The 14737-nt window shown below is 73.7% G+C and carries 12 protein-coding genes and 1 riboswitch; of the genes, 4 read left to right on the top strand and 8 right to left on the bottom strand.

What is annotated here, in order from left to right:
* Positions 1 to 30: 30 nt before the first annotated feature.
* Complete coding sequence (gene cobC / locus AB0C82_RS17490) at positions 31 to 1566, bottom strand: Rv2231c family pyridoxal phosphate-dependent protein CobC (protein WP_362842276.1); 1536 nt, start codon at positions 1564 to 1566, stop codon at positions 31 to 33.
* Between the two features lie 110 nt (positions 1567 to 1676).
* Here cobC and AB0C82_RS17485 point away from each other — a divergent pair, with 110 nt between their 5' ends.
* Positions 1677 to 2399, top strand: a complete 723-nt coding sequence (locus AB0C82_RS17485; RefSeq protein ID WP_362842274.1) for a ZIP family metal transporter — start codon at positions 1677 to 1679, stop codon at positions 2397 to 2399.
* A 93-nt stretch (positions 2400 to 2492) separates the two neighbouring features.
* Here AB0C82_RS17485 and AB0C82_RS17480 read toward each other — a convergent pair whose 3' ends face one another.
* The 7 genes from AB0C82_RS17480 to AB0C82_RS17450 form a co-directional block, all read right to left on the bottom strand.
* Positions 2493 to 3851, bottom strand: coding sequence for a cobyrinate a,c-diamide synthase (locus AB0C82_RS17480; RefSeq protein ID WP_362842272.1), 1359 nt, complete (start codon positions 3849 to 3851; stop codon positions 2493 to 2495).
* A complete protein-coding gene (gene cobO / locus AB0C82_RS17475) occupies positions 3845 to 4444 on the bottom strand; it encodes a cob(I)yrinic acid a,c-diamide adenosyltransferase (RefSeq protein WP_362842269.1) in 600 nt (199 codons plus the stop codon). Before cobO ends, AB0C82_RS17480 begins: the two co-directional genes overlap by 7 nt.
* Positions 4444 to 6474, bottom strand: a complete 2031-nt coding sequence (locus AB0C82_RS17470) for a putative cobaltochelatase (protein WP_362842266.1) — start codon at positions 6472 to 6474, stop codon at positions 4444 to 4446. The genes cobO and AB0C82_RS17470 overlap by 1 nt, the downstream gene beginning before the upstream one ends.
* A complete protein-coding gene (locus AB0C82_RS17465) occupies positions 6471 to 8234 on the bottom strand; it encodes a cobyric acid synthase (RefSeq protein WP_362842263.1) in 1764 nt (587 codons plus the stop codon). The genes AB0C82_RS17470 and AB0C82_RS17465 overlap by 4 nt, the downstream gene beginning before the upstream one ends.
* On the bottom strand, positions 8231 to 9175 hold the full coding sequence (locus tag AB0C82_RS17460; protein ID WP_362842260.1) for a cobalamin biosynthesis protein: 945 nt from the start codon (positions 9173 to 9175) through the stop codon (positions 8231 to 8233). Before AB0C82_RS17460 ends, AB0C82_RS17465 begins: the two co-directional genes overlap by 4 nt.
* Positions 9176 to 9300: 125 nt before the next feature.
* A riboswitch (cobalamin riboswitch) is annotated at positions 9301 to 9433 on the bottom strand.
* A 131-nt stretch (positions 9434 to 9564) separates the two neighbouring features.
* Entirely contained in the window at positions 9565 to 9795 is a 231-nt protein-coding gene (locus tag AB0C82_RS17455; RefSeq protein WP_362842257.1) for a hypothetical protein, read from the bottom strand.
* A gap of 18 nt (positions 9796 to 9813) precedes the next feature.
* Positions 9814 to 11070 (bottom strand): inorganic phosphate transporter, encoded by a 1257-nt coding sequence (locus tag AB0C82_RS17450; protein WP_362842255.1) that lies wholly within the window; start codon positions 11068 to 11070, stop codon positions 9814 to 9816.
* A gap of 276 nt (positions 11071 to 11346) precedes the next feature.
* Here AB0C82_RS17450 and AB0C82_RS17445 point away from each other — a divergent pair, with 276 nt between their 5' ends.
* From AB0C82_RS17445 to AB0C82_RS17435, 3 genes are all read left to right on the top strand, one after another.
* A complete protein-coding gene (locus tag AB0C82_RS17445; RefSeq protein WP_362842252.1) occupies positions 11347 to 12006 on the top strand; it encodes a class II aldolase/adducin family protein in 660 nt (219 codons plus the stop codon).
* Between the two features lie 81 nt (positions 12007 to 12087).
* Positions 12088 to 13215 carry a hypothetical protein gene (locus tag AB0C82_RS17440; protein WP_362842250.1) on the top strand — a complete coding sequence of 376 codons (1128 nt, stop codon included), beginning with the start codon at positions 12088 to 12090 and terminating at the stop codon, positions 13213 to 13215.
* 185 nt (positions 13216 to 13400) lie between these two features.
* Entirely contained in the window at positions 13401 to 14720 is a 1320-nt protein-coding gene (locus AB0C82_RS17435; protein WP_362843139.1) for a hypothetical protein, read from the top strand.
* Positions 14721 to 14737: the final 17 nt, after the last annotated feature.

Here is a 14737-nt window from a genome sequence, read left to right as displayed (position 1 = left end):
GGAAGGAACCGGCCCGCCCGGCGGTGACGCCTAGGGTCTCCGGGGCAGCGCCTGGAGCGCCTGGTCGAACGCCTGGAGGAAGCGGTTGGTCGTCGCACGGTCCCGTACGGCCAGCCGCAGCCACTGCGGCCCCAGGCCCGGGAAGGTGTCACCCCGCCGTGCGGCGAACCCCAGGCACCGCAGCCGCTCCCGTATCTCCGCGGCCCGCTCCACGCGGAGCAGGATGAACGGCCCCTGGGCCGGCTCCACCACCCGTACCTCACCGAACTCCGCCAGCCCGGCCAGCAGATGGGCCCGGTCCACCGCGACCCGGTCCGCAGCCGCGGCCGCCTCGGCCAGCGCCCGCGGCTCCATGCACGCCTCGGCCGCCGCGAGGGCGGGGGAGGACACCGGCCACAGGGGCTGCGCCTCCTGGAGGGCGGCGATCGTCTCCGGGCCGGCCAGCACGTAACCGATCCGGAGACCCGCGAGACCCCAGGTCTTGGTGAGGCTGCGCAGGACGACGAGTCCCGGAACGTCCGTGCGCCCGCAGAGCGCCTCCCGCTCGCCCGGCACCGCGTCCATGAACGCCTCGTCGACCACCAGCGTCCGCCCGGGCCGGGCCAGCTTCTCCAGGACGCCCGCCGGGTGGAGCACGGACGTCGGATTGGTCGGATTGCCGATCACCACGAGATCGGCCTCGTCCGGCACCGCCGCCGGGTCCAGCTGGAAACCGTCCTCGGGGCGCAGCAGAACCCGCTCCACCTCGTGCCCGGCCGCCCGCAGCGCAGCCTCGGGCTCGGTGAACTGGGGGTGCACGACCACCGGGCGCCTGGCGGGCAGCGCACGGGCGATCAGGACGAACGCCTCCGCGGCGCCCGCCGTCAGCAGCACGCGTTCCACCGGCAGTCCGTGCCGCGAGGCGACCGCAGCCCGCGCGGGCCGTCCGTCCGGATAGGCGGCCAGCGCGCTCAGCGACAGGGCGATCCGGTCCCGGAGCCAGCCGGGGGGTGTGCCGGTCCGCACGTTCACGGCGAGGTCGGTCAGATCGTGGCCGCGTACTTCCGCGTCCCCGTGGTGGCGCAGATCGTGCGCGCTGACATCGAGGTCGTGCGTGGGGGGTTTCATGGCAGCCATGGTGAACGGCCCGGAGCCGTACGTCACCGGTGCAGCGGACATCGATTCGGCGACGAAACGCCGGACCACCGCGCAGGTCACCGAGGAGGGGCCGCCGCCCGGGGGGGCCGACTTCCGCTTCGGGACCAGCAGTTCACCCCCGCCCATCAGCGCGGCGGCCTCGGCGACCGACGGCGTGCCCGCCGCGTCCCTTACCGCACCCGAGGGGTGCGGGACACGCACCAGGGCCAGCTCCCGCGCCCGGTGGGAGCGCACAGGCACCCCGAGTGCGGCCGCCGCGTCCACGATGCCCGGCTCCTGCGCCTTCGTCTCGACGGTGGCCAGTTCCGCGATCTCGGCCGGGTCGAGCCCGGCGGTGCGGAGTGTCCCGGCGATCAGCTCCAGGAGCTCGTCTGCCGTGGCCCCCTTGCGGGCACCGACGCCCACGACGAGGGAGGCGGGGCGGTTCACGGTACGGATTCCTTTCGTACGAGGACGCCCTGACCGCGGGTCACGGGGACCGCGCGGGGTGAGGGCGCCCTGAGATGCGCGCGGGGGTGCCGATCGGCTAGCAAGGGGCCATGGCGGTGTTCGTCGCGCTCGGCGCGTTCCTGATGACTCTGGCCGGCGGCTGGGTCGCTCAACGCGTCACCGACCGCCGCCACCTGGTGCTCGGCCTCGCGGGCGGGCTGATGCTCGGTGTGGTCGGCCTCGACCTCCTGCCCGAGGCGATCGAGGCGGCGGGCACCGAGGTGTTCGGGGTGCCGGCCGCCCTGCTGCTGTTCGTGGGCGGCTTCCTGGTGGCCCATCTGGTCGAGCGCCTGCTCGCCGGACGCCAGGCGGCACACGGGGCGGGCGACGAACGCGTGCCGCAGGTCGGTATGACAGCGGCGGCGGCGATGGTGGGGCACAGCCTGATGGACGGCATCGCGCTCGGCGCCGCCTTCCAGGTCGGCGGCGGCATGGGTGCCGCAGTCGCGCTCGCCGTCATCACCCATGACTTCGCCGACGGATTCAACACGTACACCCTCACCAGGCTCTACGGGAACGCCCGCCGCAAGGCCCTGCTGATGCTCTTCGCCGACGCGCTGGCCCCGATCGTGGGCGCGGCGACGACGCTCCTGTTCACCCTTCCGGAGGAGCTGCTCGGCTGCTATCTCGGTTTCTTCGGCGGCGCCCTGCTCTACCTCGCCGCCGCCGAGATCCTGCCCGAGGCACACCACACCCACCCGGCCCGTTCGACTCTGCTGTGCACGGTCGCCGGGGTGGGCTTCATCTGGCTGGTCGTGGGCGTCGCCGAGTGAGTGCGGCGCCGCCGGACGGACCGCGGCACCCGCACTCATCCGTTCACCGCCGGAACGCCTCCACGAGGGTGCCCCGGCCCGCCTCCATGGAACTCATTCCCGGCACTTCTCCACGAAGCGCGCGGCCACACCCGGCGAAGCGGCCCAGTGGGTGTGCAGATAGCTGGCGTGCACGCCCCCCTGGACGAACCCCTCCACGCGGCGCTCCGGCTGGTGCATCCCCCAGGCGGGTGTGTCCCCGGCACCGGGCTCCAGCACCGTGCGGTGGAACTCGTGGCCACGCATACGGGTCCCGGCCACCGCCAGCACGCTGTCGGACACCGCCACCGCCTGCCGGTATCCGAGCGTCAGCCGCTCCGACATCCGGGCGTCCGCGTCCAGCACCCCGCACATCGGGCGGCCGTCGAGCTCGCGCGCCAGATACAGGAGCCCCGCGCACTCGGCCGCCACCGGGGCGCCGCCGCGCGCCAGTTCCGTCACGGCGAGGCGCAGCGGCTCGTTCGCCGACAGTTCAGGCGCGTACATCTCGGGGAAGCCGCCCCCTATGACGAGCCCCGAGGTGCCCGCGGGGAGCTTCTCGTCACGCAGCGGATCGAAGACCACGACCTCGGCGCCGGCCGCCGTGAGCAGTTCGGCGTGTTCGGCGTACGCGAACGTGAACGCGGCCCCGCCCGCCACGGCCACCACGGGCCGCGCGCCCGCCGCCGGCTCCGTGCCCGCCGCCGGACGCGGCTCCCAGACCTCGTCCGGCAGCGGCGGCGCCGTCCTGGCCAGCGCCATCAGGGCGTCCAGATCGCAGCCGGCCCGGACGCGGTCGCCCATGGCCCGTACGGCGTCGACGGCGTCCGAGGCCCGTTCGGCCACCGGAACGAGCCCGAGATGGCGGGACGGCGTCGCCATCTGCGCGGACCGCCGCAGTACCCCGAGCACGGGCAGACCCGACTCGTCGAGCGCCTCCCGCAGCAACGCCTCGTGCCGGTCGGAGGCGACCTTGTTCAGGATCACCCCGCCGATCCGCACCTGCGGGTCCCAGGAAGCGAAACCGTGCACCAGGGCCGCCACCGAACGCGACTGCGACGAGGCGTCGACCACGAGCACCACAGGCGCCCTGAGCAGCTTGGACACCTGGGCGGTCGAGGCCAGTTCGCCCTGCCCGGAGGCACCGTCGTACAGCCCCATGACGCCCTCGATCACCGCGAGGTCGCAGCCGCCCGCCCCGTGGGCGAACAGCGGGGCGACCAGCTCGGGACCGCACATGTACGCGTCGAGATTGCGTCCCGGGCGGCCCGTCGCCAGCGCGTGGTATCCGGGGTCTATGTAGTCGGGGCCCACCTTGTGCGGGGACACGGCGAGTCCGCGGCCCGCGAAGGCCGCCATCAGACCCGTGGCGACGGTCGTCTTGCCGCTGCCGGACGCCGGGGCGGCGATGACCAGACGGGGAACGCTCACCACTCGATGCCCCTCTGGCCCTTCTGACCGGCGTCCATCGGGTGCTTGACCTTCGACATGTCGGTCACCAGGTCGGCGGCCTCGATCAGCTTGTCCGGGGCGTTGCGCCCAGTGATCACCACGTGCTGCGTCCCGGGACGGTCACGCATCACCTGGACGACCTCGTCGGTGTCGATCCAGCCCCAGTGCATCGGGTAGGCGAACTCGTCGAGGACGTAGAGCTTGTACGTCTCGGCGGCCAGGTCGCGCTTGACCTGCTCCCAGCCCTCGCGGGCCTTCTCCTCGTTGTCGAGCTGGTTGTCCCGCTGGACCCAGGACCAGCCCTCACCCATCTTGTGCCAGTCGACGGTGCCGCCCTCGCCGCTCGCGCCGAGCACCTTCAGGGCGTTCTCCTCGCCGACCTTCCACTTCGCCGACTTCACGAACTGGAACACCCCGATCGGCCAGCCCTGGTTCCAGGCGCGCAGCGCGAGACCGAAGGCCGCCGTCGACTTCCCCTTGCCTGTGCCCGTGTGGACGAACAGCAGCGGGCGGTTGCGCCGCTGCCGGGTGGTCAGGCCGTCGTCCGGCACCGATGTCGGCTGTCCCTGTGGCATTACGCGGCCCTCCCGGCTGCTGATACGTCCTTCACGAGCCCGACGATCGTGTCGGCCCGCAGTTCGTCGAGCGTGACGGCGCTGCCGCCGAGATCCCTGGCCAGCTGCGCGGCGAGGCCGAGCCGCACGATGCCCGACTCGCAGTCCACGACGACGGACGCGGTGCCCTCGGCGGCATGCAGCCGCCCCGCCCGCGCCGCGAGCGCCAGCGGGTCGGGACCCCCCGTCGCACGCCCGTCCGTCACCACGAGGAGCAAGGGGCGCCGTGAGGGGTCGCGCAGCCGCTCCACGCGCAGTACGTCGTGCGCCTTCAGCAGGCCGGCGGCCAGCGGGGTGCGCCCGCCGGTCGGCAGCGACTCCAGCCGGGCGGCAGCCGCGTCCACCGACGACGTCGGCGGCAGCACCACCTCGGCGCCCTTGCCCCGGAAGGTGATCAGGCCGACCTTGTCCCGCCGCTGGTACGCGTCCAGCAGCAGGGACATCACCGCGCCCTTCACGGCACTCATCCGCTGCCGGGCCGCCATCGACCCCGAGGCGTCCACGACGAACAGCACGAGATTCCCCTCGCGGCCCTCCCGCGTCGCCTGCCTCAGGTCGTCGCGCCGGACCACGAGGCCCCGCCCCGACCGGCCCCTGGCGCGCTGATGCGGTGCGGCGGCCTGCACGGTCGCCGCCAGGTGCAGCTTCGTGAGCGCCCCCTCGGGCCGCCGCGACCCGGTCGTACGGCCGTGCTCGGTGCGCGCACGGGAGCGGCGCCCCGCCGCTCCCTCGCCCAGTCCCGGCACGCTCAGCATCTTGGTGCGGAACGGCTCCGCCGCGCGTACGGGCTGCTGTTCCCCGCCGCCCGGCAGCCGGCCCTGCCCGGGCGCGTCACCACCGCTCTCCGGCTGCTGACCCGGCGTGTCGGCCCCGGCGGGACCCTCGGGGCCGTCGTTCTGCGGTGGCACCCCGCCGCCCCCGCCGCCGGGCCCGTCGGGATCGGGCTCGTTGTCGCCCTCGCCCTCGTCCCCGCCCTCGTCCCGCGCGGCGTCCCGGAGGGTGTCGTCCAGCTTGTCCTCGTCGAGCCCCGGCGCGTCGAACGGGTTGCGCCGGCGCCGGTGGGGGAGCGCGAGCAGCGCAGCCTGGCGCACATCCTCGGGGAGCACCTCCTCGCGCCCGGCCCATGCGGCCAGGGCCGTGGCGGTACGCGCCATGACGATGTCGGCACGCATCCCGTCGACCTCGAAGGCCGCACAGGTCGCCGCGATCTGCCGCAACACGCCGTCGCCGAGGACCACATGGGGCAGCAGGGCGCGCGCGGCGGCGATCCGCTCGCGCAACTCCCCTTCCTGGTCCGCCCACCGGGCGGCGAATCCCGCCGGGTCGTCGTCGTAGGCCAGCCGGCGCCGTACGACCTCGACCCGCAGATCGGTGTCGCGGGAGGCCGCGACCTCGACGGTCAGCCCGAACCGGTCCAGCAACTGCGGCCGCAGCTCGCCCTCTTCGGGGTTCATCGTCCCCACCAGCAGGAAACGCGCCGCGTGCCGTACGGAGACGCCTTCCCGCTCCACGTACGAGGCACCCATGGCTGCCGCGTCCAGCAGCAGGTCCACGAGGTGGTCGTGCAGCAGGTTGACCTCGTCGACGTAGAGGATGCCGCGGTGCGCGTCGGCGAGGAGCCCCGGCTCGAACGCCTTCACACCCTCGGAGAGCGCCCGCTCGATGTCCAGCGCCCCGACGAGCCGGTCCTCCGAGGCCCCGACGGGCAGTTCGACGGTCCGAGCGGCCCGCGACACCTCGCCCGCGGCACCGTGCGGCCCGTCGGGACACGCCGGGTCGGGAACCACGGGATCACACGAGAACCGGCACCCCGGTACGACGGAGACCTCGGGCATGAGCGCCGCGAGTGCGCGCACGGCCGTGGACTTGGCCGTCCCCTTCTCCCCTCGCACGAGGACACCGCCGACGGCCGGACTGACGGCATTGAGCAGGAGCCCGAGCCGCAGATCGTCCTGCCCGACGATGGCGGTGAACGGATACGGCGTACTCACAGAGTCTCCTTCTCGGCATACGGCGATTCCGGCGCGGTGCTTCCGGGCCCTTCAAGCCCGTGCGGTGTTCGAGGACCAGGGCCCGGGGCTGCGCCTAGGGGCCTTTCGAGCCCGTCCGGCGATTGAGGACCGGGGCCCGGGGCGGAGCCCCGGTCTCGGAAAGGGGCGGGCAGGGGAACGCCCCCCGCAGGCACCCCCGCCCCCGCAGGCGCCCCCGCCTCGCCCCCCGCAGGCGCACCAGGACCCGCCACCCCCACCGGCGCCCCCGGCGGCACGAACGGCAGCCCCGCCGGCGCCCCACTCTCGATCAGCCGCCACAAGGCGTCCGTGTCCGCGTGCTCCTCCACCAGGTCCCCGAGCAGATCCAGCTGCTCCTCCCGCAGTGCCCCGAAGCTCGTATCCGGCGCGGCCACGAACCGCCGCCCCGCGGCCCGCGCCACCTCGGTCAGGAACCGTCGCCTGAACGCGTCGCTCTCCAGCGACCCGTGCCAGTGCGTCCCCCACACCGCGCCGACCCGGCACCCGTCCAGGAAGGGTTCACCGCCCCGCACATCGGCGACCCCGTGGTGGATCTCGTACCCCTCGACCGGTTCCCCGAGCGCCGTCCCCACCGGGCGCGCCAGCGTCTTCTCCCGGTCGAAGCGGATCCGTACCGGCAGCAGCCCCAGCCCCTCGACCCGCCCGGCACGCGATTCCACGTCGTCCTCGATGCGCTCACCGAGCACCTGGAACCCGCCGCAGATGCCCAGCACCGGCCGTCCCTCCGCGGCCCGCCGCACCAGCGCGTCCGCGAGCCCCCGCTCGCGCAGCCACGCCAGGGCCTTCACCGTGCCCCGGGTGCCCGGCACGATCACGAGGTCCGCGTCGGCCAGCTCGTCCGCCCGGTCCACGAACCGCACCACGACTCCCGGCTCGGCGGCCAGCGCGTCCACATCGGTGAAGTTCGACATCAGCGGGACGGCGCACACCGCGACCCGCAGGACGTCCTCGCCGTGCGGCGCGCTGACGGCCGACTCCCGTACGGCGCCGCGCAGCGACACCCGCAGCCCGTCCTCCTCGTCGATACCCAGCCCGTGGGTGAACGGCAGCACCCCGTACGTCCGCCGCCCCGTCAGCTCGTGCAGCATGTCGAGACCCGGCTCAAGCAGCGAGACGTCGCCCCGGAACTTGTTCACGAGGTACCCGGCGACCAGCGCCTGGTCCTCCGCGCTCAGCAGGGCCGTCGTGCCGAAGAACGAGGCGAAGACACCTCCGCGGTCGATGTCGCCGACGACGAGCACGGGGAAGCGGGCGGCCCGCGCGATGCCCATGTTCACGATGTCCGTGCGCCGCAGGTTGATCTCGGCCGGACTGCCCGCCCCCTCGCAGATCACGGCGTCATACGTGCCCCGAAGCTGCTCCAGGCAGTCCACGACGGTCCCGAGCAGTGATTCCTGCCGCCCTCCGTGGTAGCCGCGCGCACTCATCTCGCCCACCGGCTTCCCCATCAGGACGACCTGGCTGGACCGGTCGCTTCCGGGCTTGAGCAGCACCGGGTTCATCAGCGCGGTCGGCTCCACCCGGGCGGCCTGTGCCTGCATGGCCTGCGCGCGTCCGATCTCGGCGCCCTCGCGGGTGACGAAGGAGTTGAGGGACATGTTCTGCGCCTTGAACGGCGCGACCTTCACCCCCTGCCGCACCAGCCAACGGCAGATCCCCGCCGTGACGACGCTCTTGCCCGCGTCCGATGTGGTCCCCGCGACCAGCAGTCCGCCGCTCATATCCGTCTCCGTCCCGCGATCAGCCGGCCGGCCACACAGACGCCGAGGGCCAGCGCACTCACCCGGCGCGACAGCCGCACCGCACGTTCGATGTCCGCGGTCTCCACCGCGCGGCCGGCCGCCCCGTTGAGTACCGGCCGGTGCTCGACCCGGCCGCCGTACGCGAGCGTCCCGCCGAGCCGTACGCCGAGCGCGCCCGCGAACGCTGCCTCGACCGGCCCCGCGTTGGGGCTCGGGTGCTTGCCCGCGTCCGCCCGCCAGGCCCGTACCGCCTGCCGTGGCCGCCCCCCGGCGGCCACGGCGAGTGCGGCGGTGAGGCGGGCGCCCGGCCAGCCCGCGAGGTCGTCGAGGCGGGCCGAGGCCCAGCCGTACCGCCGGTACCGGGGCGACTTGTGCCCGACCATGGCGTCGAGGGTGTTGACGGCCCGGAAGCCGACGAGACCCGGCACTCCGCCCAGCGCACCCCAGACGAGCGCGCCGACGACGGCGTCCGAGGTGTTCTCGGCGACGGATTCGACCACGGCACGGGCCATCTGCGGCCCGTCGAGTGAGTGCGGGTCGCGCCCGCACAGATGCGGCAGCCGCTCCCGGGCCACCTCGATGTCCCCGGCGGCGAGGGCGCCGCCGATGGCGCGCGCCTCGCGGCCCAGAGAGGTTCCGCCGATGACGGACCAGGTGGCGGCGGCGGTCAGTGCGACGGCGGCGGCGGGCCGGCCCCGTACGGCACGGGCGGTGAGCGCGGCGGCGCCCGCCGCGCCTCCGGCGCAGATCAGCGTGTGGAGCGCGCCCCACCCGCGGTGGTCGCGCCACAGACGGTCCTCGACCTTCGCGGCGGCCGTCCCGAACGCGGCGACGGGATGCCCGCGGCGGGGGTCACCCAGGAGCAGATCGCCGATCAGACCGGTCGTGGCGCCGTACGCGAATATGCGGTCGGCACGCATGGCTCAGCCCGCCGATGCACGGGACGTTCTGGAGACAGGTGACACGGGATCGGGCGCACGGCGGCCAGGCATGACGTATGTCCTCACTCAGGGTCCGCGCCCTGGTTCGACGTGACCGGCGACGAGAGTCTCCTGGCTTCCGGATCCGCAGTTCCCCCCGGCCTTCCAGTCCGCGAACGGACCGTGACTTCCGGTGTGGGGGGAGTGCTCCCCGGTGACAGTGGCGGGACCGCGCCGGATTCGCACCGGCTTCCTCTTCTGTCGCCGTAAACGGCACGGGCAGTCCACCACGCTGTGCGAACGCCCGTCAACTCGCCGTTGACCTGCGATACCGCACGCAGATCAACGGCGAGGGGGGATACCCGGCCGCGTCCACCGCGGCCGCTTCGTCAGACGACGATCAGGTAGATCCCGTAGGACACTGCCGCGGCGCAGAGCCCGAAGCAGAGGTACGCGCCGCTGCGGGCCAGGGCGAACGAGCCGCCCGTGGCGCCGGCCGAGGTGGCGGCGGCCTGCTTGGACAGGCCGATGATGCCGAGGGTGAACAGGCCGACGAGCGCCACGGTGACCACGAGGCTGACGCCGAAGACGGAGGCAAGAGCTGCCCAGTCGATTTTCATGGTGGTAGTTCCTGCCCTTTAGACCGTGGCCGGGCGGGCCGGGTCGGCGGTGGTTCCGGCCGGGGCCGGGATGGTGGACTTGATCTCCATGGCCGCGGTGGCGGTGGGAGGAGTCGTCACGGCCGCCATGGCCGTCGTGACGACTCCGGCGGGCTCGGGCTCCTGGGTGTCGACGACGTTGGTGTGGTCGACCGGCTTGCGGCGCGACAGCAGCCAGATGGCTCCGGAGCCCGCGATGAGGAGGGCCGCGACGACGGCGACGCCCCAGCTGCCCTGCTTGGTGAGGAGCTCGGCGCCCGCGCCGACCAGTCCCGCGGCCGGCAGGGTCAGGCCCCAGGCGATGAACATCCGGGTGGCGGTGGACCAGCGGACCACGCCGCCCTTGCGTCCGAGACCCGCGCCCATGACGGCGCCGGAGCAGGACTGGGTGGTGGAGAGGGAGAAGCCGAGGTGCGAGGAGGCCAGGATGACCGTGGCCGCACTGGTCTGGGCGGCGAAGCCCTGCGGCGGCTTGAGCTCGGTGAGGCCGCTGCCCATGGTGCGGATGATGCGCCAGCCACCGAGGTACGTACCCAGGGCGATGGCGACACCCGCGGAGACGATGACCCAGACCGGCGGGTTGGAGCCGGGGGCCAGGACGCCGCCGGTGACCAGGGCCAGGGTGATGATGCCCATCGTCTTCTGCGCGTCGTTCGTGCCGTGGGCGAGGGAGACGAGCCCGGCCGAGGCGATCTGGCCGGCCCGGTAGCCCTTGGCGGTCGACTTCAGCTGCGCCTCGTCGGTGACCTTCCGGTTGATCCGGTACGTCAGCCGCGTGGCCAGCAGTGCAGCGAGACCGGCGACGAGCGGGGCGGCGATGGCGGGGAGCAGGACCTTGGTGACGACGGTGCCGCCGTCGATGGAGGACCAGCCGGCCGACATGACCGCGGCGCCGATGAGACCGCCGAAGAGCGCGTGCGAGGAGCTGGAGGGCAGACCCACCAGCCAGGTCAGCAGATTCCACAGGATGGCGCCGACGAGCGCCGCGAAGATGACCTCGGTTCTGAGGCCGTCCTCGTTGACGATCCCGCCGGAGATCGTTTTCGCGACCTCCACCGACAGGAACGCGCCGATCAGGTTGAGGACGGCGGACATGGCCACCGCTGTCTTGGGCTTCAGAGCGCCGGTCGAGATGGTGGTGGCCATCGCGTTGGCGGTGTCATGGAAACCGTTCGTGAAATCGAACACGAGAGCTGTCACGATCACAATCGCAAGCAGCAGTGTGATGTGTTCCATTTACCCAGGCAATCGCTCGACGTCAGTGGCACGTGGACCGTAGGCAACCTGGATGAACGGAAGGTGAACTGAGTAGGGCGCTGTGGTGACCCCAACCGGAGTGCCACCCCTCCGCTTTGGCGGGGAGGGGCGGTAGAGCCCGTCCTGCGCCCGGAGGAAGTCATTCCGTACCGGACGTCGGGGGCTCATTTCGGCCATTTTCAGACCCCGAAGAGATCCTGGTCACCCGAGCCGCACCGCCGGTCCCCGTCCCCTGTGGGCCCATAGGATTTCCCTATGAGTGATCAGCATCGGGAAGCGGTCCGGCGGGCCTGGGACGGCGTGGTCGCGACGGCCCGCAGGACGGCGGCCGACGGCCTCGTCGTCGGGACCTCGGGCAACGTGTCGGCCAGGGTCGGGGACGTCGTCCTGGTCACCCCCAGCGGCGTGCCCTACGAACGGCTCCGCCCCGAGGACGCGGTCGGCGTGGACCTCGCGGGGCGCCAGGTGCTCGGCGAGCTCGCACCGACGAGCGAACTACCGCTCCACCTCGCCGTCTACGCGGACACCGGCGCGTCCGCGGTCGTCCACACCCATGCCGTGCACGCCACCGCGGTCTCCGCGCTCGTCGCCGAGGTCCCGCTCGTGCACTACGCCGCCGCCCTGCTGGGCGGGCCCGTCCGCACCGCCGCCTACGCGCTCTACGGAACCAGGGAGCTGGCCGAGAACATGCTCGTCGCCCTGCGCGACCGCACGGGCTGCCTCCTCCAGAACCACGGGACCGTCACCTACGGGGACACCCTCGACGAGGCCTTCGAACGCACCGCCCAGCTCGAATGGCTGTGCAGGCTCTGGATCACCGCCAGTTCCGTACCGGGCCACCGTCCGAACCTGCTGTCAGCGGCCCAGCTGAGCGACGTGCGGGACGCCCTGCAGAACTACGGCCAGCCAGGCTGACTCCCGGCTGCGCGCCCACCGGCGGGCACCGGACGGCCCCGCCCGCTGGCCCCCCGCGCCGGGCGCCCCGACACTGACAGAATGCGCCCGGCTACAGCGACGGCAGCGGCCGTCACCACGATCCTCGGCGCCGGCGCGGCAGCGGTCGCCGCCGGCCGGTACGCCAGTGACGCCGCCCTCAAGGTGCCGTCCGGACGCCCCTTCCCCGGGGACCGGAGACTCACCGTGCACGCCACGGCTGCGGGGCAGGTCACCCTGACCCGCTCCTTCGCCGCGCTCCGGCCCGGCAGGTACGGACTGGTGGGCCCCGGCGTCCACGCCGTCGTGGGACCGGTGGTCGAGCTGGCGGAGCACGGCGCCGACACCGTCGTACGCAGGCTGGAGCGCGTCGTCCACGGCACCCTGAAGCCGGGGGCCAAGGTCCGTATGACCCCCGAGCTGTACAGCGGGGACCCGGGCAGCGCACTCGGGCTCGACTTCAAGGAGGTCGAGATCCCCGGAGAGCTGGGAGTCCTGCCCGCCTGGTTCGTGCCCGCTCCCCGTGACGTCTGGGTGATCACGGTGCACGGCCTGGGGACCACCCGGGAGCACCCCATGAACCTGCTGGGGTTCCTGAACGCCCACCAGCTCCCGGTGCTCGACCTGGCCTACCGGGGCGACGCCGGCGCCCCCCGCCCCCCTGACGGCCTCGGCCACCTCGGCGAGTCCGAGTGGCGCGACCTGGACGCGGCGATCCGTTACGCGGTGCGCTACGGAGCCGAGAGCGTCATCGTCCACGGCTGGTCCACCGGAGCCTCGATGGCCCTGCACGCCGCGGTGAACTGCGCGCTCCGCGACCGCATCGGCGGCCTCGTCCTCGACTCACCGGTCCTCGACTGGCGGACCACCCTGCGCGCCCTGGCCCTCGCCCGCGGCGTCCCCGCCGCGCTGCTGCCGCTCGCGGTCCGCGCCGCCCAGGGGAAGACCGGCCTTCACGGCGCCCGGCTGCTGGACACCTCCCTCCCCGCCGCCCTGCACGTCCCGACGCTGATCTTCCACGGCCCCGACGACACCCTGGCCCCCTGGGCGGCGACGAAGGCCCTCGCCGGACTCCGCCCCGACCTGATCGCGCTGCACGCCGTACCGCAGGCTCCGCATGCGGCGATGTGGAATGCCGGCCCGGCGCGGTACGAAGAGACGCTCAGGCGCTTCCTCACCCCTCTGATGTGAGACGTTGTGACCGATAGGCCCGGTTGGTGAACGGGCCGCGGAGGCCCCCGCAAACCGTCGGGCCGGCTTCCGTTTGGGCTTTCGGGCCGTCAGAGGCAAGACTGCTCCCCGTGACGTCCCGTACTCCGCGCGACTCCAGGCTGCGACTTGTCCGCCCGCGACCCCTTGCCACCGCCCGCAAGGCCGTGACGACCCGGCGCACCCGGCCGGCCCCCCGCCCTCCCGAGGGCACCCCGCCCCCGGCGGAACTGGCCCGTCAGGCCAGGACCGTGCTCGCCGACGCCGTACGGATCGCCCACTGGGCGTCCGACGACGCGAACCCCGGCCCGGCCCCGCTGACCGCCGACGCCCTCGAACGGGCCGCTGCGGCACTGGACCTCTCCCCGGCCCGGGTACGGGCGGGCTGGGACCGTGCCAGGCTCGCCGGACTCGTCGAGCTGCACGGCGACACCGTGCGCCCCGGCTGGCGGCTGCGCGCCTGGAAGCGCGACGACTCCGCCGTGCTCCGGGGCTGGGTGGCGCTCTTCGACGCCTGGTCGCTCGTCCACGCGGCCCCCCGCGACATCGAGGCGACCACCGTCGCCGAAGCGGTCGAGGCGGTGCCCCAGGTGCTCTCCCTCCTCCAGCTCTCCGCGGGGCCGGTCACCGTCCCCGCCCTCCTCGATCTCCTCGGCCAGCGCGTCGCGGAACTCCACGAGGAGCGGTGCGAGGTGGCCTACGGCCCGCATCTGCCCGCCGAGCCCGCCCCGGCGCCGACCGCCAGGCCGGGAGAGGCGCCCGCCGACCTGAACGCGCTGCTGCTCGACTGGGCGCTGGAAGGACTGGCCGCCGTCGGAGCCCTCACCCTCGGCTCCGGACACGCCACTCTCACCCCGCTCGGCAACTGGGCGGTCTGGGTCAAGCTGGAACAGATCTGCGTCGCCGCCCAGAGCCCGGCCGGCAACATCGAGCAGCCCGCCGCCGACATGCTGCTCGGCTGCGCCCGGCTCACCCCCGGCCCCGCCCGTGCCGAATACCGCGCCTGGCTCGCCGCCCGCCCGGTCGGCAGCGCCGTCGCGGAGCTCCTCGCCGTGGCCCGCGGCGAGGACGCGCTCCTGCGCGGCCTCGCCTTCGAAGCGCTCCGCGTCGTCGGCGCCCCCGCCGAACCCGTGGTGCGTTCCGTCGTCACCGACGTGTCGCTGCGGCCCTACGCCCTGCTGTGGCTCGCCGAGTACGAGGGAGCCGACCCGGACGACGCCCAGGAGGTCCTCAGCCGCGAGGAGGCCACCTGGCTCTGGGTCGACACGGCCGCCGCCGTCGCCGACCACGGGGAGACCGGACTGCTGGTCCGCCACCTCGACACCGCCGTCCAGGGCACCGTCCCGGCCCTGCTGGACGAGGTCCGTGCCGTGGGCCACCCGCGCACGGTCCAGGTACTGGTCGCCCTGGCGGCCGCGCATCCGGACCCCGCCCTGGCCAAAGCCGTACGCCGCGCCGCCTTCCAGGTCCACACCGGCGGCGCGTGAACGAGCACCGTGACGCA

This window comes from Streptomyces sp. NPDC048560 (genome assembly GCF_040650955.1).
GTDB lineage: Bacteria > Actinomycetota > Actinomycetes > Streptomycetales > Streptomycetaceae > Streptomyces.
This window is presented reverse-complemented; position numbering and strand designations above follow the sequence as displayed.